The following is a 24178-nucleotide window of genomic DNA, read 5'->3' on the forward strand; positions in this document are numbered from 1 at the left end:
TTTACTTTAGTCAATCAATCGCATTGCTCCGCGATCGGCTGAAGAAACCATACTGGCATAGGCTTTCAACGCCTTGCTCACCTTACGGTCACGCGGGTTTGGCAGATATGCCATATTACCTTTTGCGACTTCAAGTTCTCTGCGCGCAGCTAATTCCTCATCACTCAGGAGAACATCAATTTTGCGTGTCAGGATATCGATTTCGATTAAGTCTCCATCCTGAATCAAAGCGATATCGCCGCCAGCAGCAGCTTCCGGAGAAACATGCCCAATTGACAATCCTGATGTTCCGCCTGAAAAACGTCCGTCGGTAATTAACGCACAAGCTTTGCCAAGGTTCATCGATTTGATGTACGAAGTTGGATACAACATTTCCTGCATTCCTGGGCCGCCCTTCGGGCCTTCATAAATAATGACTACCACATCGCCGGCCTGCACTTTATCGCCAAGAATTCCATTGCAGGCATCGTCCTGCGATTGGAATACCTTGGCAGTTCCTTTAAAATGATAGACTGAGGGATCAACTCCTGCGGTTTTAACAATACAGCCGTTGCGGGCAATGTTGCCGTACAAAACAGCCAAACCACCATCTTTGTTGTAAGCGTGTTCGTAATCGCGGATACAACCGTTGGCACGGTCGGTATCTAATTCTTTAAAATAGTTTTCATGCGACCCCATAACCAGATTACGTCCACCACCGGGTGCTGATTTATATCTCCGGAAGGCATCTTCAATCGCTGTTGGAGCCATCACATCGTATTTGGCTATTGCTTCACCCAACGTATTTCCATCGGCACGAGGAACTGAAGTATCGAGCATACCTGCACGTGAAAGTTCGGCCAAAATACCAAGGATTCCACCGGCACGGTTTACGTCTTCCATGTGGTAATTCCCACTTGGGGCAACCTTGCAAAGATTTGGGGTAACGCGCGACAATTCGTCAATGTCTTTCATCGTGAAATCGACTTCACCTTCTGACGCAATAGCCAAAATATGCAATACTGTATTGGTTGAACCGCCCATGGCAATATCGAGTTTCATCGCATTCTGGAAAGCAGCTTTTGTGGCAATATTTCGTGGCAAAACCTTTTCATTGCCATCTTGGTAATATTCGTAAGTCATATCAACAATCCGATTGGCAGCCTCATCAAACAGACGCTTACGGTTAGCATGGGTTGCCAGAATAGAACCGTTTCCAGGAAGAGCCAGACCAAGTGCTTCGGCCAGACAATTCATTGAGTTAGCGGTAAACATTCCGGAACAAGAACCGCAGGTTGGACAAGCGTCACGTTCAACTTTTGAGATTTGCACATCGGAAACAGAGTTATCAGCGGCCATCACCATGGCATCAACCAAATCATACATTTTACCATCAATCTTACCAGCTTCCATAGGACCACCAGATACAAAGATGACAGGTATATTGAGGCGCATAGCAGCCATCATCATTCCGGGGGTAATTTTATCGCAATTTGAAATGCAAACCATTGCATCGGCGCGATGTGCATTGCACATAAATTCGACGCTATCGGCTATTACATCACGCGATGGCAACGAATACAACATTCCGTCGTGTCCCATGGCAATTCCATCGTCAATGGCAATGGTGTTGAACTCTGCCGCGAAACAACCTTTTTTCTCGATGATTCCTTTGATATACTGACCAACTTCATGAAGATGAGCATGGCCGGGGACGAATTGTGTAAACGAATTGACGATCGCAATTACTGGCCGTCCAAAATGTTCTTCCTTCATTCCATTTGCTCTCCAGAGGCTTCTTGCTCCAGCCATACGCCGTCCTTCGGTCGTTGTAGCTGATCTCAATCGATTTTGCATATAGTTTAATCTTAAATTATTACCCTAAAAAAAAGCCCTTCTCATTAAATGAGAAAGGCTTTCAAGTTTTTAGCTTACATTATACCATTCTCATTCAGCACGAAGGAGGACCACCACGCTGATAATGACTAGAGATATAATGCTGATATTTTTCATTACTGTTGTCGTTTAATGTTGGCAAATGTAGAAATTAATTTGAACAACCAAAATAAATTTGAAAGTAAAATACTTGTTTGTCTGAAAAACCATAAAAAAATCCATTCCATTTTAAACAATTAAATTGCTAATGTGATGTTTTTACAAACAATTTCGAATTTGAGATTTCTTCATTTTATCAATACTTTTCGGCTTTCAGTCCTGTTTTCATAAACCATCCGAAGTATATATTGCCCTGATCGGAATCCTTTCACATTTATCTGGAAACCATTCGAGATCGTAAAATCATCGTGAAGTTCTGAATAATAAACCTGACCATTCACTCCAACCAATTCAATTACATACATTCCGCAAGGTGCATTTTGCAATGAAATGTTCAACATATCTTTCGCCGGATTTGGAAATACCTGTAATTCGTTCTTTTTCATTTCGAATTCACCAACATGAACAGTAATTTGAGTTGAAGCATCAAATTCTGCCGGAGTACTTTCCATTAAGCTAACATTGTCGGTGGCAATACTGTAGAATTTATACTTTGAACCAACATTACCAGTAAATTCAGCCGATTTTAAGGTTGTATTAATTTTAAATGGCCGCAGTGCAATGTCATTTTCCATTACATAAACAGAATAATATGCAACTCCTGAACCGACATCACTACCAGTCCACGACACCGGAAAATTATTGTTGATAGTCGCATTAAGCGCATACACCTGACTTTGGGGTTTGTCTAAATCGAGCGTATTTACGAACTCATTTGTCGCAATTGGAGTATTGGCATCAAATACAATGAATGCTTTATTTTTAAGTGCAGAATTTGTTCCCAATTCCTTTTTCAAACCAACCGAAAAGCTAACAAACCCTTCACCTACCCGATTGGTATTATTTGGAGGAAGAAATCCAACAAACGGATCTTCCTCAATATCCATTGTGGTTGGATTTAATGACATAAATTCCCATTTAATAGCTCCTGAAATTGTATCCAGTTTTCCGGAAACGCGTGCAATCAAATTCATTTTTGGTTTCATGTCAACATCCATCGAAAATTGCCTCAGCTTCTTGCCATTAGGTGCAAGGATTGTATCGCCAAATCCGAATGATCCGAATCCGAACTCTTTGAAGTCAAATTTCTTTATATCAAGTGTATCCGTAACTGTGACAACATGTGCAGGAGCAGTTGCTGTGCTTTTGTTCTCGAACAAAATGGTATAAGGCATGGTATTGTTTTTCTGAACCCAATGCAGATCGCCAAATCCGGCAGGCCCGATCATTTCGTTGGGGTCGAAAGATGAAACGGCATTAATACCCATCTTATTTTTATACAGTGGATCATACAACTCGTGGCATTCCTTGTTTTTCTGATAACCGTCGAACATCGATTTAACCAACATTCCACCTTTCAGAATGGCTTCTGCCCCCGTAAAACTTGCCCCACAACTAATTACACACGATGATAATCCATACACATGATCCCAGAATGTTTTAGGTTTATCGGGTTTCGGGCTAACGGCATCAAATGGATTCCAGGCATAAGTTAAAACATCGTAAGCACAACCTATAGGCAATACCATACCAATAAGATCGGCGGCTCCTGATGAAGCGGCATCCATCGCTGCTGAAGCCACACAGGCATTCAGTTTCGTTTTCTGATCGGGCCAGTCATCGGTTGCTGAACTTGCACTCTTTGTAGAAGTTTGTTCAGTTCTGTAGAATGGTGCATTCATCCAGCTTTCAATATTAAAACTCCCCGGACTCTTCACCCTGATATGAATATTTTCAGAACTTTTAGCTGTAATCATCGGAACAACTAACGAATAAATCCGAGCATCCTTCCCAATTCCAAAGTAGTCTTTCCATATAAAATAATCTTTTGTTCGCGCAGTTATTAAGGATGGAAATTTTGTTTTGATATATGCATTGGCTTCAATCCTGAAATCGATCAATTCGACTTCAGTTTCCGGATAATTCTGAATGGCGATATTTAATGGCACTCCCAACGCATCAAGATTCCCATTATTACCATAATTAATCGTGTACGATTGCCACCTGTTAAATAAAATTGCTCCTCTACCCGAAACACTGACCCAAGGAGCTGGCTGTTCAGCCGTAACAATTGCAAAAGCATCTTTAAGAATTTGCTCCGCGCCATTTTGCTTAACAACCACATCCCATTTTCCAATTGCTTTTCCGTTCAGGTTAAAATAGGCAACAAGCACACCCTTGGCCGTCCCTACCAGTTTTTCTCCTGAAATATCAGATTCTCCCGACTTGCGCAAGGAAATTGTAGTTCCTTCAACAACCAAACCTCCACCGAAAACCGAAATTGTTGCATATCCGCCATTCCCAGCCTGAAGTGGTTCAACCCGGTCTAACCCAACGACAGTTGCTTTTTTAATGATTGCCGTTTTGCTGTTGCTATTCATGGCTTCGAGCGAAATGCTGTACTCTCCTGCTTTTGGATAAGAATATACAGGATTTCCATTATCTGAAACGGTTCCGTCGCCATAACTCCAGTTGTAGGTTTTCCCGTTTTGAGTTTTATTGGTCAGCGAAACCTGATTCATGTTTTGGTAAAAGTCGAATTCAGGGATTGGAGGATTAAAATCGGAGGTCTTCAAAATGCCCAGATACAAAGGAATCGCATCATTTCCATTTCCGGAGACGTCTTTAAATGTATCGTCAAAATTCAGAAAAAGCTTTAATCCGGATTCATTACCAGTAAAGGTTTTTACCTGATTTTTCAACAGTTCGTCCTGCGAAAGTGCTTTATTCCATAATCTGATGTTATCGACCTGATATTTGGTGGTTCCATAAAATGCGCTTCTCGACCCAATCATCAACAGTCCATTTCCCTGAATAATCTTACCGGTCACGGTTTGCTGAGCGCTTAAAAGCCCGTCGACATAAGTTTTAAAATTATTCAATCCGGATTTGGCATTGTAGGTAAATGCAACATGATGCCAAAGTGTATCAGCAATAGAACAGGCTCCCCAGTTGACAAAATCGCCCTTGTCGGTTTCCAATCCCGAATTAACACAGAATTTCCCATTGGTTTTTCGGAACCCTAACTGATAGCCATTGGGTGCATAATCGTAGGAATCTGCTCCGTTCACTTTAGCCAAAACATTTACCTCGTGCAGCGATGCAGGATCAAGTTTCACCCACGCTTCTGCTGTCATGGCTGAATCAAAATCAAGAGACGGGGATGAAGGAACAATAACCAGTTCAACTTTTTGCGGAGTCATAACCGTTTCAATTGCCAAGGCTTTGTTTATTTTCCCTGAAGAAGGTTGATTCCCAATGTATTTGTAAAAAATATCCACATCGGTACCATACCACCATTTGGCTTCCGACATCCAATGCTTTCCACCATTCGAATCAATCGTCAGATCAGATTTGATGTATGAAATGTTACGATTCAAAAATGGAGCGCCAACGATTGCCTGTGAAAAAGATTTCCCTCCATCAGTCGATTTTGTTGAAAACATGGACTGCCCTGAAATATAGACCGTCGATCCGGTTGCATCATTTGAATCGATTATTAAACCAGGATACCAGGTACTTTCTACATTGCTGAATCCATCTGGAAGTACACTTTTTGATGTTGAGAACGTATCGCCATTATTGGATGATTGCAAGAAGAAAATTTTACCTCCAGTGCTTTGATATGCCATGTAAACATGTCCATTTTTAGCAACTATTGTTTCCATTGCTGCCTGCAATCCATTTCCGGGTAAAATCGCATTATTAACATCGTTGGCCTTTTCGAAAGTAAGTCCATTATTAGTTGATCGGGCATAAAGTGTTGTCCACTCAATATTTTCGTTGTATCCCACAAAGATCACATGAATATTATTTCCTGACTTGGCAATCTTTGGAGCATAATGGCCGTCGAAATAACACCGGCATCTTTCACGCACAATTGTAGGTGATTCATTATAGGTTGTTGATATTTTCTGAGTAGTAAATGTTTGTCCAATATCGTTCGATATCGAAACGAAGACCTTCCCAATATTAAGTCCATAATAATAATAGATATACTCAGAAACTACAATCATCTGCGTACCATCGAACCAAAAATCGGTTAACTCGCTTGGTTCTTCAGAAATTAATTTATCTGTAAAATTCGATCCGCCATCTGTTGAAGTAATCATACGTAGTCCATTTTTTGCTCCTGATCCCATGTAAGCAATTGCCACTTTTCCATTACTGGCTATGATGTGACAACCATAAATATTCTTGTACCCACCTCCTGTTGAGACTATTTCTTGCGGACTTCCAAACGAACTACCTCCGTTGGTTGAGCTTAGGCAATAAATCCGACCTGTTCCATTCCCGGAATAATCATAATCACAATAAGCAATATGAACATTATTCCCATCTACTGCCAATTTTCTGGTTTTAGGTTGACGGGAATACTCATTATTTTTAAGTTTGGCAATAAGCTTGGGCGTTTCCCATGTTTTTCCAAGGTCGATCGACCGGCAATAATAAAATGGATTCTCAACGCCATATTTATTCTCTAACCAAACTACATGGATTGTATTCCCGTGGATAATCATTTCTGGCACGACATCATCAACTGCCTCGGCATTGACTGGTATCGATAAATTGGTAAGGTAATTTGACATTTGGGGATTATTCGCAACCACCTGGAATACAGACAAAAAGACGACCACCAAGAAGCTAAAAAACTTCCCGTAATTTCTCCATGAAACTTCCGATTTTTTCATAAGGTTATGATTTTGATTTTCTGTATAAAAGGTACAAAAAAATAGATCAATAACCTACCAGTAAGACATATAACATGATACTTCGACACATGTTATTCAAACAAACTCACCAAAGGCTTGGAACGTCTTTTGGAAAATGGTTTCGAAAAAACATGTAACGTGATCAAAGATCAAACGATTATTAAGTTTCTGTTTCAGAACCATATCAGAAAAAAGGGAATATATAGTATCATGTTAACAAACTTTTGAACCAATGTTATGCCAGACTTGCTTCGGCAACCCTTCGCTAAAGTGATCATTAAAAATGGATTACTCTCCGAGCAGCCCGCCGGACAATATTAAATAGAGATGACACTAGTCCATTGCAATATTCATTCAGAAAAATTGATTTTTAACTCAACAACTAATGCACCTACTAATGTGTTGAAAAATTGAAGGTTGTAATGAGTTTTCATGAATAACCTATTCTCTATCTGTTAACGGCAGGGTAAAATAAAAAGTTGATCCTACTTGTGATTCCGATTCGAGCCAAATTTTTCCACCCATCAGTTCTATCAGATTTTTTGTAATTGCCAATCCAAGGCCATTACCACCATACTGCCTCGAATTTGAAGCTTCAACCTGACTAAAGCGATCGAAAATTTTCGCATGAAAATCTGCGGGAATACCAATTCCCGTATCTCTTATTTCAAATTGCAGCATCGCTCCTTTCTGCGTGTATTCCAATTGCACAAATCCCTCGTTCGTAAACTTAAGTGCATTACTCAAGAGGTTATTAAATATCTGATTTAATCTTTCAGGATCGGCCATAATACGAACAGCCTCTAATTCCATTTCATATTTAATCCGGAAATCGATTCCTTTTTCTTCAAATCTACATCTATAATTTTTCCCAATATCAGTAACTATTTTTAGAACAGGAACTTCACGTGTACGAATATAAACCATCCCCGATTCCATCTTCGAAATATCCATGATATCACTAATAATACTTAAAAGGCTATTCCCGTTACTGATTATGTGCCCGATAAATTCATCTTTCTCTTCAATTTCAAAATGCGAATCAGCAAGCAATTCAGAGAATCCAATGATACTATTTAAAGGTGTTCGTATTTCGTGCGACATATTCGCCAAAAATGCCGATTTGAGCCGATCACTTTCTTCGGCCTTATTTTTAGCCACAATTAAATCGGCCTCCATTTGCTTACGTACACTTATATCTTCTTTAATGGCAACATAATTTATAATTTCATCATACTCATTCTTTATCGACGTCATTGTAATCCACTCCCAGAAGTATTCGCCATTTTTTTTTCGGTTTAATAATTCACCGCGCCATACTTCGCCTGAACTTATTGTATCCCACAGCTGTACATAAACTTCACTGGGAGTATGTCCTGATTTTAGAATCCGGGGGTTTTGTCCAATCACTTCTTCTGCCGTGTATCCGGTAATTTCCGTGAATTTAGGATTTACATATTCAATATCTCCGTTCACATCGGTTATAACAATGCTTGAAGGGCTCTGCTCGATGCTCATACTGAGTTTTTGTATCTTCTCTTCCGCATTTTTAATTTCACTGATGTCACGGCCAATACCTACCAGGCCTGAAGAATTTCCATTATCATCGAAAATCGGGATCTTCGAAGTAAGCAACCACTTTTTCCGCCCATCAGCATCACAAAAAGCTTCCTGATGATTTAATACAGCCTCACCTCTTTGAATCACTCTTAAATCATCCAAATGACCACGAAGTCCAATCTCACCGCTAAATAGCTCCAAATCAGTTTTTCCGATGGCTTCATCCTCTGATTCAAGACCAATAACCTTAAGATCAGCCGGGTTAGCTATTACCTTTCGGCAATACCTGTCTTTTACATAGATGGTATCTGGCAGATTATCGATTAACGTTCTAAGCAACTTCCGCTCTTCAAGAACCTGTTTTTCAGCCTTCTTTTTTTCTGTGATATCGATTACAGAAATTATTCCGGCAGGTCGCCCCATATAACTGATGCTACTACCTGACAAATAAGCCCATCTTTCAGTTCCGTCCTTATTCAGTAATTTAAGCTCATATGATTTAGGGTTTCCACTACCTGATTGTCTTTCCTGACCATTTTTAAAAACCAAATTCCGACATTCAGGAGCTGCTATCTCCCAGTATTTTTTTTGGTAAAGTTCATCCAGCGAGAATCCTGACATCTTTTCGGCAGCAGGATTCACATACACCCAGTAATCATTCTGATAAATACCAATAACTGCCGGAGACGAATCTGCCAGATTCCTAAATTTATCTTCGCTTTCCTTTAAAGCTTTTTCTGTTTGTTTCCGATCATTGATATTGCGAGCCTGTTGAATGTTTTGATAAGCAAGTTGAGACATCTGTTGTGCCACTGTGTGTAACATTTCAGCTACTAATCGAAACCGTTCCTCCGACATAGGGGTTACTTCAGAAAATGCCTCTAAAGTATCCTTTTCATCTGCACCTATTTCCCGGGCATATAACTTAATTTTTTCAACGTCCTGAGTTTGATCCCTTACCTGACCAATCACCCAATTCGCAATATGTACGCCATCTATTGTTATACTCGATCCGGCATCCCATAAACCTCCGCTAAGACATGGCTGAATGATTGGACCATCAGCATTTGGAACGCCTAAGGCAGAATCGGAATAAATACAATGTTCTAATCCTTTTTGGGTCTTTCGAATGATATCATTGCAAAGTCGGCAAAAGTTACTTGGATTTGTTATTGGACTTCCATCGGGATTCGTAATAATGGAAGCCACCCCCATGGCTTTGGCAAACTGATCCTGAAGTTTTTGAATTTCTTCGAGATTGAATAAATCTGAGAAATTAATATCGCTATCTGAATTTGCTGGCTGAGTTAACGAAACAATTTGTTTACCCATCAATTCTTCTTTCAGCTTTCGTTGCTTAATCTCAGCCTCAAGTTGCTCATTAATATCTTCTAATTCTATTTTTTTGCACAGCAACTGAATCCTCATTCCTTCCAGGCGCAGATGATTCTTTAACCTCGCCAGAACTTCTTCCTTCCGAAATGGTTTTGAAATGAAATCGACCCCACCAAGCTGGAATCCAGTTAAAATAGATTGTTCGTCATTGAAAGCACTAATAAAAATTATGGGAATATCCTGAGTTTGTGGATCTGCCTTTAGTTGTTTGCAAAGTTCAAAACCATCCATATCCGGGATTCTGACATCAAGCAAAATAATTGAAATTGATTTCGATCTTACAATGTCCAGAGCCTCCCGGCCCGAAGATGATAAAATTACAGAATACCCCTCTGTACTGACAATAGCATGTAATAGCTGAAGATTCGTAGAATTATCATCAACGATTAACACATTTATCCCATCCCTTCTTTGATCAAAATCATTCAAAGAATCCATACTGCTTGCTTTTTATGCTCAGATAAAACAAAATCTGAGCGATATAATATCAATTTTCTTTTCCAATAATATTAGCTCCATTTTTCATTCTGCCTTAAAAGTATAAAAATCAAACTATTTGAGTGAATTAATCTATGAAATTTTCATAATAATCCGCAAATTCATAAAACATCTTCTTTCTAAAATTTCAGAAAACTTTCCAAACCGATAGAAACGCTATCTTCAAATTTTCCCAATCATGAAAATGGCCGGCCGTTTTTGAATATCCGGAATGTGAGTTTTCCAATAAGCAATCGGTTTACTAAGAATGAATTCGGTATCAAGGGTGATGTCGGCAGCAATGCACAGCATTGTTTGCGGATCGCAATTTTTCAGCAATTCATCGAGTAATTGGGCGTTTCGGTATGGGGTCTCAATAAAAATCTGGGTCTGACCTTCGGTTTGCATCCGTTTTTCAAGCATTTTAATTTGCAGCGATTTCTCCGGATTTTTAATAGGTAGGTAACCGTTAAAAGCAAAATTTTGACCGCTCATTCCTGAAGCCATCAGTGCCAGCAAAATTGATGAAGGTCCAACCATTGGAACAACCTGAATATTTTTGGTGTGTGCAATTTTCACCACTTCGGCACCTGGATCTGCCACCCCGGGGCAACCGGCTTCCGAAATGATGCCAATGTCCAAACCTTCCTTGTTCGGCTCCAGAAAGCGACTGATTTCCTTTTTTTCAGTATGCTGATTCAGCTCAAAAAAGGTTAAGTCGTCAATTACTATGGCCGGATTCACTTTTTTCAGGAAGCGACGGGCTGTACGTATATTTTCGACAATAAATACCGGTATCGATGAAATCAGATGGGTTAAATCGGGCGGTAAAACCCGTTCGATAGTCGTATCACCTAAAGTCGTTGGAATCAAATATAGTTTTGCCATTTGTATTTTTTTTCAAAAATAGTTAAAAACCTTCGGTAGGTAGAGGGTAATCCTTATTTTTGCAATCAAATAACACGATAGTGAAACTTACCTTTTTAGGAACTGGAACATCGCAGGGAGTGCCCGTAGTTGCGTGCCAATGTCCGGTTTGTTTGTCAAACAATCCGAAAGACAAACGATTACGTGCTTCTGTTATGATTGAAACCGGGACTCAATGCCTGGTCATTGACGCCGGACCCGATTTCAGGCAACAAATGCTCTCTCATCATGTCCGTCATTTAAATGGCATTCTGCTCACCCACGAACACGTCGATCATATTTTTGGGCTCGATGATATCCGCGCTTTTAACTGGGTACAAAAACAGCCTACCGATATTTATGCCGAAGAGCGCGTGCAGATTGCCATACGGCGAATTTTTGATTACGTGTTTGCCTCTTTCCGCTATCCCGGAATTCCACAAATGCACCTGCACTTGATTGAAAATAAACCTTTCCAAATAAATGATCTGGAAGTAATTCCCATACGTGGCCTCCACTATAAATTACCCGTTTTTGGATTTCGTTTCGGGAAATTAGCCTACGTAACAGATGTAAACCATCTGGAAAATACCGAGATTGATAAACTTAGGGGGTTGGACGTTTTGGTTTTGAATGCTCTAAGAAAAGAAGAACACATCTCGCATTTCAACCTCAGCCAAGCCTTGGAATTGATTACAGAAGTAAAACCTGGCAAAGCTTACCTGACACACCTTTCACATCAAATGGGTTTTTACGATGAAGTGCAAAAAGAGCTTCCGGAAAATGTATTTCTGTCGTTTGACGGGTTGGAGATAGTCGTTTAAGGATGTCCGTTGACTGAAGTCAACGGCAAAGAATACCCTTATGTCATCAGTTGAGCCATATCCTTTGCCGTCAGTTTCAACTGACGGACATAGCTAACAAACAATCTTTGCCACTAAAACAATTGGCATTTCCTCAAAATCAATCATCGCATTGATCAGTCCGACTTTCTGAAAACCAGAAATATCTTCTTCCCTGATTTCTTTTTCGGAGATAATTCCCCGATCGAGTAGCAATTGGCGTTTGGTTCCTTTAAGCAAAGGTGTGGTTGGCGTAAACCAGGTCTTTCCATCAAAAAAGAGTAAATTGGCAGCAAATGAATCGGTCACCAATCCGTTTTTAACAATGATAATGTCATTGCAATTTTCGCGCTGAGCAAACAATTGCTGAAGAATTTGCCGGTCGGTGTATTTTAGATGATAGTCAATACTTTCGTAACGAACCACTTTCAGGCTTTGGATGGTTCTGAAAACATAAGGTTCGATTTCAATTTTCCCGATCGAACTGCCATACAAAACCCGCACTTTAAAAACTCCGGAAATACAGTTTTCGGGAACTGTAATTGCTTTTGCCAAATCAACCGTTCCGGCATCAGGAAAAAGTTCGCCCATCGCACGATTCATCCGCATCTGGTGATATTCCAGATTTTGAACTACCCCATTTTTCAACTTCAATGACTCAACTAATAGGGACATATACTTTCTGAATTAGTTCGTTGTATTCGGTTTGGCAATCGCTTAAAAAGGTGACTCCTCCCCCACTTTTGAAAACCAACTCATGGCCTTCCTGTTCCAAATACCGGATTAAAACACAGCTATCCAGATTCACGCCATCAAAAACACCAAAGACACCCGTGTAATAACCTCGCTGACAAGGCTCAACGTTGCGAATGATTTCCAGGGTTTTAGGTTTTGGAGCTCCGCAGATCGACCCGGCAGGCAACAATTTAGCCAAAATAGTTCCGATCAATTGCCGATAATTTTCCGGAAGTTTTCCCGAAACCTGAGAGCTCATCTGCAATAAATCACCTTGATTAGTCTTGATCTTATCAATATACATCAACTTTTCAACCTCAACATGAGTAGCAACCATACTCAGATCATTCCTAATCAAATCAACAATGGTATGATGCTCGGCCACTTCCTTTTCATCATTCAGCAAAACTTGTTCTGCATTATCAAGGTTGGCATCAATCGTTCCTTTCATCGGGAATGAGGAAATAATTCCATCATTAATGCGCACAAATATCTCAGGAGAGAAACACACAAACTGATCTTTTAACCAAACTTTGTAGGACGCCTCGCTTCGGTAAAAAATCTCTTCCGGAGTAAGGTTTGTCTTTACCCGAGAGGGCATCGTTAAGTTGAGCAAATACGTGTCTCCATTGTGGATATGTTGCTGAACTTTGTTGAACGCTTGCTGATATTGCCCGAACTCAACCGGATGAATATTCCAGACAACTGACTGATCCTGACTTATTCCGGGATGAAAATTACTCTTTTCAGGTGTTTTCCAAAGAATTGCGGATGCGTCGTCAAGCTCAAAGATCAAAGGTTCCTCAAAATCAAAGTCGATCACAAAAACGAATGGTTTGCCTTGCGCTCCCAGTTCGTTCATTTGGTTGATTGTATGTTGCTGAAATTCGCTCATAACGGAGGTCAAAGATATGAAAAAAGCAGGAAGACCGGAGTCCGAAGTCGGAGATGGGATCGCGGCACACTGAGTGCGATGTTCCCTGAACTGCGAAGCGAGATTAATTGAGGAATGGAGGTTAATTCTTCAAATTGATTTAAAAAATCACTGAGATTTCGTATTTGTGTGCTATTTTTGAATCATGAGTATCGCAGAAAACATAGACCTCGTAAAAGCAAACCTACCGGCTCAGGTTCAGCTTATTGCCGTATCTAAAACCAAGCCGATTGAAATGCTTGTAGAAGCATACCGCCATGGACAACGGGCCTTTGGAGAAAACAAGGTTCAGGAATTGGTCGGAAAATTTGAGGCACTTCCGAAAGACATTGAATGGCATTTTATCGGCCATATGCAAACCAACAAAGTGAAATACATTGCCCCGTTTATCCATTTAATTCACGGCGTTGATTCGTTTAAACTGCTTAAAACCATCAATACTGAAGCAAAAAAAATAGACCGGATTATTCCCTGCCTGCTTCAGTTTCACATTGCTGAAGAAGAAACAAAATTTGGGTTCTCGCTGGCTGAGGTTGAAGAAATGCTGAAATCTGATGAATTTAAACTTCTGGATCACGTAAAAATTTCAGGAGTAATGGGAATGGCAACTTATACCGACGATGAAAATCAAATACACAAAGAATTTGCTTGCCTGAAAACCTATTTCGATCAGCTAAAACTGGGCTATTTTGCAAACAAAACCGAATTCAAGGAAATCTCAATGGGAATGTCGGGTGATTACCTGATTGCCATTGAAGAAGGAAGTACGATGGTCCGGATTGGAAGTACAATTTTTGGCGAAAGGAATTACAATTCTGAAACCTAATGAATCAATTGATTGTTATTTGGTCAATACACCAAATCCAATCGATATGATTAATCTGGAAACCCAATACATGGGATTGAAATTAAAAAATCCCATTATAATAGCCAGTTCTGGCCTTACCAATTCCATCGAAAAAATTAAAGACCTTGAAAAAGCAGGAGCAGGAGCAATTGTCCTGAAATCAATTTTTGAAGAACAGATCAACAACGAAGTAAATAACCAGGTCAATCGGCAACCCCAGCATTTAATTCCTGAAGAAGAAGACTTTACATGGAATTTTACTCGCAATAAATTAATCACCAGCCATTTGAATTTGCTGAGCGAAGCTAAAAAAGAAACCGAAGTTCCGATTATTGCCAGCATCACTTGTATGTCGGCATCTGAATGGGTTGTATTTGCTAAAGATTTGGAAAATGCAGGAGCCGATGCCCTCGAACTCAATTTGTTTTTTGTGCCAACCGATCCGAAAAAAACTTCAGAAGAAATTGAGCAACATTACCTACGGATTGTTTCGGAAGTCAGAAAGAACGTGAAAATTCCCATATCGGTAAAAGTTGGGTTCAATTTCAGTAATTTGATCGCCATGGCCGATAAACTTACAACAAATGGCGCCGATGCCCTGGTCATGTTCAACCGATTTTATGAACCCGACGTTAATCTTGAAAAACTGGAGCTGACCTCATCCGAAGTTTTTAGTTGTCCGGAAGACATTCGTCGTTCGATCCGCTGGATTGGGCTCATTTCATCACAACTACCTAATGTTCAGATCGCTGCCGGAACAGGCATTCATGATGGCGAAGCCGTTATTAAACAGTTACTAATTGGCGCCCAGGTCACTCAAATTTGTTCTTCAGTTTACATCAATGGTACTCAGGTAATAGCCGAAATGATCAATGACCTGACTGCATTTATGAAAAAACGACATTTCAAAAAAATTGAAGATTTTCGCGGACGTTTGTCTTACAAAAACATACCGAACCCCGCCATATACGAAAGAGCCCAGTTTATGAAGTATTTCGAAGGGAGATAACTCAAAAAAAAGACCAGCACGATCGATTCATGCTGGTCTTTTTCCTTTTCTCATTGACCTTTTCAAAATCCGATAGAAGGTAAAAAATCAATCACATCCAATATCAACGCTTTCTTTTGCTCATCAGTTGTTTTCATAGCAACTTCAAGTCGATCGATCTCCATATCAATTTTGGTCTGATCTATTTTAGCGGTCATATTTAAGATCACCGTATAAGCTTCAAAAGCAACCATAAAATCACTTTCAATGAGCAAATCGACAAATAAATTGAGGTAATTGCTGTAGTCAAGTCCGTTCTCCCAGCAACTAGCCACCAAACTTTTTAATTCGGGCGCATATTTCTGATTCTGAATGGCTGATACAATCAATGGGATAGCATCACTTTCCTTTAAATTAGCAAACAAATCGGTAACCTTCCTCTTTATTTCCGGATCCGGAGTCAGGTGCAGCAGCTCAATCAGGAATGGGATATCTGCCGATTTTCCTGAAACGCGCAAATCTTCAAGTGTTTCAATAACTTTTAGTGAATCTGCCGATTGCAATCCTTTCAGCATATTTTTGTGGTCGTTTGGAGTCTGATCTGTTGTCATTTAAAATTCCTTTAGTGTTTTGCAAATTTAATCATTTGAAGTTATTCCTGGTCATTCGGTTTACAAGCTTGCGCGATGAAGAAATAAAATAAGGTTAATATCCCAACGGAAAAGATTGGTATTTACATGTTCTTAACTACCGAATCCGTCTTAATTCTAACTTTGCACTCCAATTTTAATCCTAATGATGAACGAGAAGACCAAAGATCTTGCTGAATTGAGCGTTCCGAAGCTGATGCTGAAATTCTTTATTCCTGCATTTATCGGCGTGTTTGTGAATGCCCTGTACAACATTGTCGATCGTATATTTATCGGACAGGGAGTTGGATCGATGGCTTTAAGCGGCATTTCGGCAATCTTCCCGGTAATGCTGATTGTGATGGGTTTCGGCATGTTGATTGGTATTGGCGCCGGAGTTTTGGTCTCAATTAATTTAGGGAAACACGATCAAAATAAGGCAGAGCAGGTTCTGGGCAGTAGCTTTTTACTCATGTTGCTTGTGGCGGTTGTCATCACCATCATCGGGTTTTCCATTAAAGGGCCGTTACTCCGGTCGTTTGGTGCAACTACCGAAACCGTTGGCTATGCCAACGATTACCTCGATATTATTTTAGCCGGCACCGTTTTTCAGGTTGTCGGATTTTCGTTGAACAACATTATCCGTTCCGAAGGGAATGCCCATACAGCTATGCTCTCCATGCTCATCAGTGCGGGAACAAATCTGGTTCTCGATCCGATTTTCATTTTTGGCTTTGGAATGGGTGTAAAAGGCGCAGCATATGCTACAGTCATTTCAATGATTGTACTCACCGTTTGGGTTCTTTTGCATTTCAGGAGTTCAAAAGCAGTTGTCAGATTGAAAAGAGAGAACATTGTTTTCGACCGGCTAATTCTGTTCGAAATTATTGCCATTGGAATGGCGCCCTTCTTTATGCAGATTGCCAACAGTTTGGTTCAGGGTTTGCTAAATACCAAACTGATTGCTTTTGGAGGTGATTTGGCTGTTGGCGCCATGGGAATTGTAAACAGTATGGCAACAATGATTGTCATGGCGATTGTGGCCATCAATATGGCTTCGCAACCAATTATCAGTTTTAATTACGGAGCCAAATCATACCAGCGCGTGAAAGATACGTTACGAATTGCCATGATTGCAGCAACCGGGATTGCTGTTTTTGCATTTGTAATGGTTGAAACACTTCCAGAAGTCATCGTTAAACTTTTTAATTCTTCGGATGCAGGCTTACTCGATTTGGGAAAACAAGGGCTGCGATTGGGTTTGATGGCTTTACCCTTTGTCGGATTTCAGGTAGTCGCCGGAAATTTCTTTCAATCGATGGGAAAGGCTAAAATTGCAGTTGTTCTCACCTTATTGCGTCAGGTTATTATTCTGATACCGCTTATTTTTCTGCTTCCAAATTATCTCGGGCTTAAAGGCATTTGGCTGTCCATGCCAATTTCCGATTTTTGCTCGGCAATAGTCGTTGTATTTATTCTGGTTAATCATTGGAAAAAACTGAGTGCTTTGTCTGAAACTCAGAACTAATTGATTCACAAATAAATAAGGACTTAGTAATCAACGGTAACTCCAGTATCTCTTAACCCTTTAATTTGCTCCTGTGGTATTTTGTTGCCGCTTAAATCGGCACATTCAAGCACTTCTATTTCCAGCAATGGCAAAATATCGGTAATCGAATTGTTCGACAGGTCAATGCTTTTCAGTTGTTGCAGATTGCTAATATCGTCGATGTATTCAATCTGATTGTTCGATAAATTTAGTTCCTGAAGGTAAACCAAGCTGGCAAGTGGCGATAGATCATAAATCAGGTTAAACGACAAATCCATCGAAACCGTGTGGATACAATATTCCACCCCGTCCAGATCATCAATTTCCGATTCCGAAAGCTCAATTTCATCCAAATCTTCCAAATAATACGTGGGAAAAGTTGTATCCATATCGCCATATTGTCTAATTTGCATGGCCTCGTAAAAAGAATAACCTTCCGATTTTACCTTTTGCTTTCCTTTACGCGGTTTCTTTTTTTTATCCTGAAAATAGCTGAATCCAGTATCTTTTACATCCCATTCATATTCCGGATGATAATCAATATCCTCATAACTTTCAATGGTAGCGGCTATTTCCTCAATATTCTCAATAACAAAAATATGCTCGAACCGGGCGAGAGTCAAGATGTCTTCTTGTCTGGCGGCCGAGCTGATTAAACCGCGGTAATAATCGCCGCGGTCGGGATGATAAAGCGAAATGATCTTTGCAAACCCTTTACCATCCGGTTCAATCACAATCTCAACCCATTCCGAAAGCATTCCTGAAATAATGTTCAGTTTCTCATATTCCTTTTCCTTGTATAAACGGATCAGGTTTCGTGAAATCTTATTCAGGTTAACTTCTGACCAGGCTTCAAGAAGTCTTTCTTTCAAATCGTTTGTTTTTTCCATACTCTAGACTCTAGCTTAATCTTTCTTCCTGAAATTTCAGGAAATCGCCATCAATGATCAACAGCTTCACTCCATTTTTTGTTACCGAACGGTGTGAACTCAGCTCGTCGGTCACCACATAAGTCATTCCTGAAGTTAAATAGCTGTGATTACCATCTTCCGATTCACTTACAAATTCGCCTTCCAGACAATGCACGATGTGACCATTCCGGCACCAGTGATCGGCCACATAACCAGCTGTGTATTCAACCAAGCGGATTCGTAATCCAGGTAGCTGAACCGTTTGCCAAAAGGCTGTTCCTGTTTCGCCTTTGTGTTCTGTTTTTGGAATCGTCGACCAATCGATGGTTTGAAATGGAATATTGGGATTCATTTTAGCGTTTTGTTAGTTCAAAGAATTTTTCCTGAATGAGAAGAGTAACCTGTCCAGGCTTGCCATCTCCAACAAGACTTTCATCCAGTCGTACTATTGGAGTAACTTCGCTGCCGGAGCCAATAATCATCATTTCTTCCATTGCCATCAATTCTGAAGCCGGAATTGGCTCTTCAACCAACGGGATATTATTGGTTTTGCAAATTTCACGGATCACAATTTTAGTGATACCCGGTAAAATTAGGTTCGAATCGGGATGTGTGTAAACCACACCATTTTTCACCGCCATAAAACTGGAATGCGAGCCTTCGGTAACCATTCCGTTGCGAATGAAAATGGCTTCAACGGCATTTTGCTCGTAGGCTTTTTCGGCGGCAAGCACATTGGGCAGCAGCGAAATCGATTTAATGTCGCAACGCAGCCAGCGAATATCTTCGGTAGTGATAACCTTCACTCCGTTTTTGAGTTGATCCCACTTTGAAGAAAAGGGAAAAGCGGTGGCATAAACTGTAGGTTTTATGCTTTCAGGAAATTGGTGAATTCGGGTATGACTTCCGCGGGTAATTTGCAGGTAAACACCAGCTTCCTGATTAGCCAGTCCGTTTTGTTCCAGAAGCGTTTGAAATACGACTTCGAACTGATCCAAATTGTCAAAATCAATACTGATTTCGCGCAAACTTCGCCGCAACCGATCCATGTGATCGGCATAGCGGAAAGGTTTTCCGCCGTAATACTTAATGACTTCGTAAATGCCGTCGGCAAAGTTAAAGCCACGGTCTTCCGGAGATACAAAAGCTTCATTTTTCAGAACGAAGTTTCCGTTTAGGTAAACAATTTCAGCCATATTATTTGTGGATGTATATTTGCCCCCAATTTACTGAACATTTATTGTTCCGGAATAGAATGAAGATTTTATTCAAGGGGGCGGCCTATGATTATTAAAAAAAACTATCTCTTTTGAGTTTGTTTGACCTTTGGTATTTTTGAGAAAGGAAGAATGATGTTGAACGTTGTGCCTTGGCCTGCTTCACTTTCAATCCAGATTTTTCCTCCCATCAGCTCTACATAGCTTTTCGAAATGTACAAGCCAAGTCCGGCGCCTTCACGGGCCTTTACATTTTTTATGTCAGCTTGCATAAATCGTTCAAAAATGACAGCCTGCTTCTCAGGAGGAACACCTATGCCAGTATCTTTCACGTAAATTGCAACCTCCATTTGAACCTCATTTTTATTGGTCTGAATCAAGTTATAACCAAAAGAAACTTCGCCCTGATCGGTAAATTTCACCGCATTTTTTACGAGGTTGAGCAAAATAATGTACAACTTTTCTCTGTCGGTATAGATAACTGAATTTTCGTCATTCGCGCCAAGGTGATACGAAAGTGCGATATTTTTGCGGGTAGCTTCGGGTAGCATAAAATCGTAGATATACTTCAAAATCTCATTCAGGTTTTCTTTCGCTGAACTAATTGTTGTCAAACCCGATTCAATTTTTGATATGTCGATAATTTCATTGATGATGTTCAGCATTCGGTCGCCGCTCTTTTGAATAAGTTCAATATACATCTGGCGGTCAGCTTCTTTCAGGTTCTCGTCGCTTAACAACGACGAAAAACCAAGAATCCCATTCATCGGTGTTCGTATTTCGTGGCTCATGTTGGCCAGAAACGCCGATTTCAGCCGATCACTTTCCTCCGCTTTTTGTATGGCAATCTGTAATTCTTCGCTTTCTCTCTTTAGCCGCGTCCGTAAATGTTTTTCGCGAATAAACGATTCAGTTAAATGCTCAACCAGCGAAGCCACCGAAAAGACTGCCAGAGCGTTAAAAGCAATGAGGTTAATCCCGATTCCGATCCAGGTATCTACCCCAAGTTGCCCGAAAAATTGCAGGTGTTTTAGGTTCACTGGTATGATCGCCAGGAAAAGCATATAGATTAATACGTTTAAAGCCAATGAGATATAACCTGCTTTTTTGTCGTTGTATAGCGTGATTAGAATCGACATACAGAACAGGATACTCACACTGGGGCCAGTGGTCCCGAGGTAGAGAAAAAGAACTGGTGAAAGAATATAGAACACGAGTGAAAGCAGGTTCTTTTTCGTATTCATACTGAGGTTCTTGTCCAGATAGATGTATGTGAGGGTGAACATCGCGAGCGTATCAAATACAGCGATCACCCACGATTTAGTTTCAACTGATACCACAATACTTGGGATGTAGGCAATAACACCAATCGGGAAGGCCAAAATCAATATTGAAATAAAAAGTTTGTTTCGCAGGTAAGCAAGTTCCTCCGAGTCCTCTTTGTTCAGTTTGGAATAATTGGTGATGTAATAATTGATATACCGATTCCAGTAATTCATAGTCAGTTGCAGATATCCAACTATGCAATTTAAGCAAACTTTTTCAGAAAGTAATTTATATCTAGCAGATTGTCAGATTGATTATTGTCAATGGCAATAATCAGGTCTTACTTTTTTCGGATCTTTGGAGAAAAGAGAATGAGCAGATTTATAAAGTGGGATGTTGAATTTTAAAGTTTCCGCATGGGATTAATAGTGCACCAGTAGTTTGGATTTCTGATCAAAATAAGTGAGTAAGCCGGCTGTGAGAAATATCATTAAGCTCTTTTGAAAACCATAACGAAAAAGATCAGTATGGGTCGCGAATTAAGAGCCGCGCAAAATCTTCTCCATCTTTCGGCCTTTCGCCAACTCATCCACCAACTTGTCTAAATATCTGATTTTCTGAGTTAACGGATTTTCAATTTCTTCGACCCGATAGCCACAAATTATTCCGGTGATCAGGTGCGCATTGGGGTTTATCATAGCCAACTGGAAAAATTGTTCGAAAGTTACGTTTTCCTGTATCAGTCCCTGAATTTTATTATCGTCGAAGCCAGTTAACCACTCAATTACCTGATGCAATTCCTCTTTTGTCCGGCCTTTCTTCTCTACTTTTGCTACATACATTGGATAAACCGCTGCGAAGGTCAGTTTCCCAATGCGTTCGTCGTGTTTGGTTGTATCGTTCATAGTTGGCTAATTAACTTTATCGCACAAATTACTTCAATCTTTCCAACAAGCCTTTTCTTTTCACAATGTTTTTATAATCCCACTGAATTTCTTTCGATTTTTCCAGCCAACGCCTAAGCTCTGTCGCATTGATTTGTTCAACTGTAGTATAGAAAATCGAAGCGTCTTTAAATTTCTTTCCTTTCAAACTTAAATTTTCTTCATCGAAATCCGCACCACTCCAAAACATCAGGCGCCAGCCAGCTTTTTGTTTGCTGTAGCCAACAATCGGATTTCCATCCAGAAACCAAACTGGGTGAGCATGCCAGATTTTACTTTCCGATTCCGTTAGTTCGCTGTCGATTATTGTTGCAAGAAGATCACAAATTTCCTTATCGACCGCTGTCTTGGCATCGTTATATTTCTGAATCTCTGTGTTCATCTGCTATTTCAGCACCTCGGCCAAAAATCCAAGGGTATGGTTCCAGGCGCGTTTGGCCATTACTTCATTGTATTCCTTTGATGTAGGGTTGGTAAATGTATGCCCGCAATTGGCATAAGTAATAATTTGCCAGTCGGCTTTTCCATCTTTCAATTCCTGAACCTGCTGGTCGTAAATCTCTTTGGTAACGCCCCGATCTTCAGCCGGATTTTCAATCAAAACTTTCGTTTTAATGGGTGCATTGGGGCGATCGGCAGCCTTCGAAAGTCCGCCATGAATGGACACCACTCCAGTTACATCGAACCCTGCACGGGCAGTTTCCAGTGCACCGGTTCCGCCAAAGCAATAGCCAATTACGGCAATTTTACTGCCTTGTGCACCAGCCTTTTTCAGTTGCGCCAGCGCCAGCGAAATGCGTTTCTGATAAAGAGCGTAGTCGCTTTTAAACTGACCGGCAACTTTGCCAGCACTTGCAAAATCGGTGGGGATGTTTCCCTTGCCGTAAATATCTGCAACAAAAGCAATGTAACCCTGCTTTTCGAGCTCGAGAGCGGCGGTTTTGGCTTCATCGTCGATGCCCATCCAAGCCGGAAGGATCAATACTCCGGGCAAGTTTTTTCCCGCATTCGAAGTAACCAACCCATTCAACTCCTGCGCACCGTCGGCATATTTCACGGCCTTTAATTCCTGTGCTGAAACTGTTTGTAACATTGCCATACCAACTAAAAGAATAAAAAGTTTTTTCATGTTATTTCGTTTAAGGTTAAACCAGTGAACTTATTATCCTGAAACGACAAAAGAGAAGCTTTGTTTACGGAGGGTTGTTAAGTTTTCTAAATAGCCAATCAGTACCTCACTTTGGAGTGAAACCCTGACTCATATACTATTCAATCGAATCGAATTTACACAACTTCGAATCGCTCAATCACCTGTCCAACGCGTTCTTTAATTTCTTCCGGAGTTGGGTTGAGTTCGTTAGTTGAAAAGGTTCCGTGTTCGATGTCGATGCGCTCGAAAACCATCAGGTAAAGGGCAAAAATAATTTCGAGGCTCAACTGGCAGCGAGGTTCCAGAAACGGACGGATTTCTTCAATCATCCGGTATGTTTCATCGCGATAAGTGTCGGCAACTTCGTAAAGTTCGCGAACCATCTTTCGGAATCCATCGGTAATTTGTCCGCCTTTGGCCATAAATAGCAGTTGCTGGCGGTTCATACCATATTTGGCGATCAGGTCGTCGGGAAAATAATTCAGGTTATTGAGGTGATCTTTCTGAAAATCGCGGATGATGTGCACGAGATAGCTGAAAATGGCGCAGGGAGTCGACACCCTTTTCACATCGAAAACAGGAGAAATATAGTTTCCGTCCTTTTTCGTCAGTCCGCACAAATGTACAAATATGGAAGCGGGAGCAACCGATGCGCCCCCTGCATAGTCGATAAAACCCTGCAATGTTGGGAAACCGTCGTGATAAATATCGTAGATCATCGATTTGGCAAAGGCTTCGAGCGGCCAGAATGGAATACTAAAACGGTGAACCGTTTCAATTAATTCGCGTTGCGAAGGAATTTCCTGCGAAGCTTCAGCAATCGTGTTAATCCATCGGTACACATCGGTTTCGAACTGTGCCTGATTTTCAGGATCAATGGTGATGTGTTCGGTTTTGTAATTGTCAATCAGATCGTCGATGGCACGCATAAACTTGTAGCAGTTTTTTGCCGCCTGATAACGCTCTTTATCCCAGAAATTGGCTGCAATCAATATGTTCGGATGATCAATAATCTTCTCGAAATCGATGGAGTCGAAAATTTGGTAATACAGATCGATTGGGGTTTGAACTTGTGTTTCCAT

The 24178-nt window shown here is 40.5% G+C and carries 19 protein-coding genes; 4 read left to right on the top strand and 15 right to left on the bottom strand.

What is annotated here, in order from left to right:
- Positions 1-6 precede the first annotated feature (6 nt).
- From ilvD to AQPE_RS05145, 4 genes are all read right to left on the bottom strand, one after another.
- Positions 7-1836 (bottom strand): dihydroxy-acid dehydratase, encoded by a 1830-nt coding sequence (gene ilvD, locus AQPE_RS05130; protein WP_318349978.1) that lies wholly within the window; start codon positions 1834-1836, stop codon positions 7-9.
- A gap of 326 nt (positions 1837-2162) precedes the next feature.
- Positions 2163-6725, bottom strand: a complete 4563-nt coding sequence (locus AQPE_RS05135; RefSeq protein ID WP_318349979.1) for a LamG-like jellyroll fold domain-containing protein — start codon at positions 6723-6725, stop codon at positions 2163-2165.
- Between the two features lie 462 nt (positions 6726-7187).
- Positions 7188-10139 (bottom strand): PAS domain S-box protein, encoded by a 2952-nt coding sequence (locus AQPE_RS05140; protein ID WP_318349980.1) that lies wholly within the window; start codon positions 10137-10139, stop codon positions 7188-7190.
- Between the two features lie 222 nt (positions 10140-10361).
- Positions 10362-11066, bottom strand: coding sequence for an SAM-dependent methyltransferase (locus AQPE_RS05145; RefSeq protein ID WP_318349981.1), 705 nt, complete (start codon positions 11064-11066; stop codon positions 10362-10364).
- 80 nt (positions 11067-11146) lie between these two features.
- Between AQPE_RS05145 and AQPE_RS05150 the strand changes: the two genes are divergently transcribed.
- Positions 11147-11908 carry an MBL fold metallo-hydrolase gene (locus tag AQPE_RS05150; RefSeq protein ID WP_318349982.1) on the top strand — a complete coding sequence of 254 codons (762 nt, stop codon included), beginning with the start codon at positions 11147-11149 and terminating at the stop codon, positions 11906-11908.
- A gap of 93 nt (positions 11909-12001) precedes the next feature.
- On the opposite strand, the gene AQPE_RS05155 is transcribed toward AQPE_RS05150, so the two are convergent.
- Positions 12002-12601, bottom strand: a complete 600-nt coding sequence (locus AQPE_RS05155) for an aminotransferase class IV family protein (protein ID WP_318349983.1) — start codon at positions 12599-12601, stop codon at positions 12002-12004.
- The gene (locus tag AQPE_RS05160; protein ID WP_318349984.1) at positions 12585-13556 is read right to left on the bottom strand and encodes an aminodeoxychorismate synthase component I; all 972 of its coding nucleotides are present in this window, start codon (positions 13554-13556) and stop codon (positions 12585-12587) included. The genes AQPE_RS05155 and AQPE_RS05160 overlap by 17 nt, the downstream gene beginning before the upstream one ends.
- Before the next feature lie 184 nt (positions 13557-13740).
- Between AQPE_RS05160 and AQPE_RS05165 the strand changes: the two genes are divergently transcribed.
- Together AQPE_RS05165 and AQPE_RS05170 are read left to right on the top strand one after the other, a co-directional pair.
- Positions 13741-14421, top strand: coding sequence for a YggS family pyridoxal phosphate-dependent enzyme (locus AQPE_RS05165; protein WP_318349985.1), 681 nt, complete (start codon positions 13741-13743; stop codon positions 14419-14421).
- Positions 14422-14467: 46 nt separating this feature from the next.
- Complete coding sequence (locus AQPE_RS05170; RefSeq protein ID WP_318349986.1) at positions 14468-15451, top strand: dihydroorotate dehydrogenase-like protein; 984 nt, start codon at positions 14468-14470, stop codon at positions 15449-15451.
- Positions 15452-15513: 62 nt separating this feature from the next.
- On the opposite strand, the gene AQPE_RS05175 is transcribed toward AQPE_RS05170, so the two are convergent.
- Positions 15514-16041 carry a hypothetical protein gene (locus AQPE_RS05175; protein WP_318349987.1) on the bottom strand — a complete coding sequence of 176 codons (528 nt, stop codon included), beginning with the start codon at positions 16039-16041 and terminating at the stop codon, positions 15514-15516.
- Positions 16042-16225: 184 nt separating this feature from the next.
- Here AQPE_RS05175 and AQPE_RS05180 point away from each other — a divergent pair, with 184 nt between their 5' ends.
- A complete protein-coding gene (locus AQPE_RS05180) occupies positions 16226-17587 on the top strand; it encodes an MATE family efflux transporter (protein WP_318349988.1) in 1362 nt (453 codons plus the stop codon).
- 23 nt (positions 17588-17610) lie between these two features.
- On the opposite strand, the gene AQPE_RS05185 is transcribed toward AQPE_RS05180, so the two are convergent.
- The 8 genes from AQPE_RS05185 to AQPE_RS05220 all read right to left on the bottom strand — a co-directional run bounded on the left by AQPE_RS05185 (position 17611) and on the right by AQPE_RS05220 (position 24178).
- A complete protein-coding gene (locus AQPE_RS05185) occupies positions 17611-18498 on the bottom strand; it encodes a leucine-rich repeat domain-containing protein (RefSeq protein ID WP_318349989.1) in 888 nt (295 codons plus the stop codon).
- Between the two features lie 10 nt (positions 18499-18508).
- On the bottom strand, positions 18509-18871 hold the full coding sequence (locus AQPE_RS05190) for a DHCW motif cupin fold protein (RefSeq protein WP_318349990.1): 363 nt from the start codon (positions 18869-18871) through the stop codon (positions 18509-18511).
- Between the two features lies 1 nt (position 18872).
- Positions 18873-19715: a D-amino-acid transaminase gene (gene dat / locus AQPE_RS05195; protein ID WP_318349991.1), complete on the bottom strand. Its 843-nt coding sequence runs from the start codon at positions 19713-19715 to the stop codon at positions 18873-18875.
- Positions 19716-19819: 104 nt separating this feature from the next.
- Positions 19820-21235, bottom strand: coding sequence for a sensor histidine kinase (locus tag AQPE_RS05200; RefSeq protein ID WP_318349992.1), 1416 nt, complete (start codon positions 21233-21235; stop codon positions 19820-19822).
- A 306-nt stretch (positions 21236-21541) separates the two neighbouring features.
- Complete coding sequence (locus tag AQPE_RS05205) at positions 21542-21907, bottom strand: DUF2200 domain-containing protein (protein WP_318349993.1); 366 nt, start codon at positions 21905-21907, stop codon at positions 21542-21544.
- Between the two features lie 28 nt (positions 21908-21935).
- Positions 21936-22328: a DUF1801 domain-containing protein gene (locus AQPE_RS05210; RefSeq protein ID WP_318349994.1), complete on the bottom strand. Its 393-nt coding sequence runs from the start codon at positions 22326-22328 to the stop codon at positions 21936-21938.
- A 3-nt stretch (positions 22329-22331) separates the two neighbouring features.
- A complete protein-coding gene (locus AQPE_RS05215) occupies positions 22332-23075 on the bottom strand; it encodes a dienelactone hydrolase family protein (RefSeq protein ID WP_318349995.1) in 744 nt (247 codons plus the stop codon).
- Between the two features lie 155 nt (positions 23076-23230).
- Positions 23231-24178 carry a phytoene/squalene synthase family protein gene (locus tag AQPE_RS05220; protein WP_318349996.1) on the bottom strand — a complete coding sequence of 316 codons (948 nt, stop codon included), beginning with the start codon at positions 24176-24178 and terminating at the stop codon, positions 23231-23233.

The sequence above is a fragment of the Aquipluma nitroreducens genome, from assembly GCF_009689585.1.
Lineage (GTDB): Bacteria > Bacteroidota > Bacteroidia > Bacteroidales > Prolixibacteraceae > Aquipluma > Aquipluma nitroreducens.

Coding starts and splice junctions, on each gene's coding strand:
- ilvD (WP_318349978.1), bottom strand. CDS start 1,836: ATGCAAAATCGATTGAGATCAGCTACAACGACCGAAGGACGGCGTATG.
- AQPE_RS05135 (WP_318349979.1), bottom strand. CDS start 6,725: ATGAAAAAATCGGAAGTTTCATGGAGAAATTACGGGAAGTTTTTTAGC.
- AQPE_RS05140 (WP_318349980.1), bottom strand. CDS start 10,139: ATGGATTCTTTGAATGATTTTGATCAAAGAAGGGATGGGATAAATGTG.
- AQPE_RS05145 (WP_318349981.1), bottom strand. CDS start 11,066: ATGGCAAAACTATATTTGATTCCAACGACTTTAGGTGATACGACTATC.
- AQPE_RS05155 (WP_318349983.1), bottom strand. CDS start 12,601: ATGTCCCTATTAGTTGAGTCATTGAAGTTGAAAAATGGGGTAGTTCAA.
- AQPE_RS05160 (WP_318349984.1), bottom strand. CDS start 13,556: ATGAGCGAATTTCAGCAACATACAATCAACCAAATGAACGAACTGGGA.
- AQPE_RS05165 (WP_318349985.1), top strand. CDS start 13,741: ATGAGTATCGCAGAAAACATAGACCTCGTAAAAGCAAACCTACCGGCT.
- AQPE_RS05170 (WP_318349986.1), top strand. CDS start 14,468: ATGATTAATCTGGAAACCCAATACATGGGATTGAAATTAAAAAATCCC.
- AQPE_RS05175 (WP_318349987.1), bottom strand. CDS start 16,041: ATGACAACAGATCAGACTCCAAACGACCACAAAAATATGCTGAAAGGA.
- AQPE_RS05180 (WP_318349988.1), top strand. CDS start 16,226: ATGATGAACGAGAAGACCAAAGATCTTGCTGAATTGAGCGTTCCGAAG.
- AQPE_RS05185 (WP_318349989.1), bottom strand. CDS start 18,498: ATGGAAAAAACAAACGATTTGAAAGAAAGACTTCTTGAAGCCTGGTCA.
- AQPE_RS05190 (WP_318349990.1), bottom strand. CDS start 18,871: ATGAATCCCAATATTCCATTTCAAACCATCGATTGGTCGACGATTCCA.
- dat (WP_318349991.1), bottom strand. CDS start 19,715: ATGGCTGAAATTGTTTACCTAAACGGAAACTTCGTTCTGAAAAATGAA.
- AQPE_RS05200 (WP_318349992.1), bottom strand. CDS start 21,235: ATGAATTACTGGAATCGGTATATCAATTATTACATCACCAATTATTCC.
- AQPE_RS05205 (WP_318349993.1), bottom strand. CDS start 21,907: ATGAACGATACAACCAAACACGACGAACGCATTGGGAAACTGACCTTC.
- AQPE_RS05210 (WP_318349994.1), bottom strand. CDS start 22,328: ATGAACACAGAGATTCAGAAATATAACGATGCCAAGACAGCGGTCGAT.
- AQPE_RS05215 (WP_318349995.1), bottom strand. CDS start 23,075: ATGAAAAAACTTTTTATTCTTTTAGTTGGTATGGCAATGTTACAAACA.
- AQPE_RS05220 (WP_318349996.1), bottom strand. CDS start 24,178: ATGGAAACACAAGTTCAAACCCCAATCGATCTGTATTACCAAATTTTC.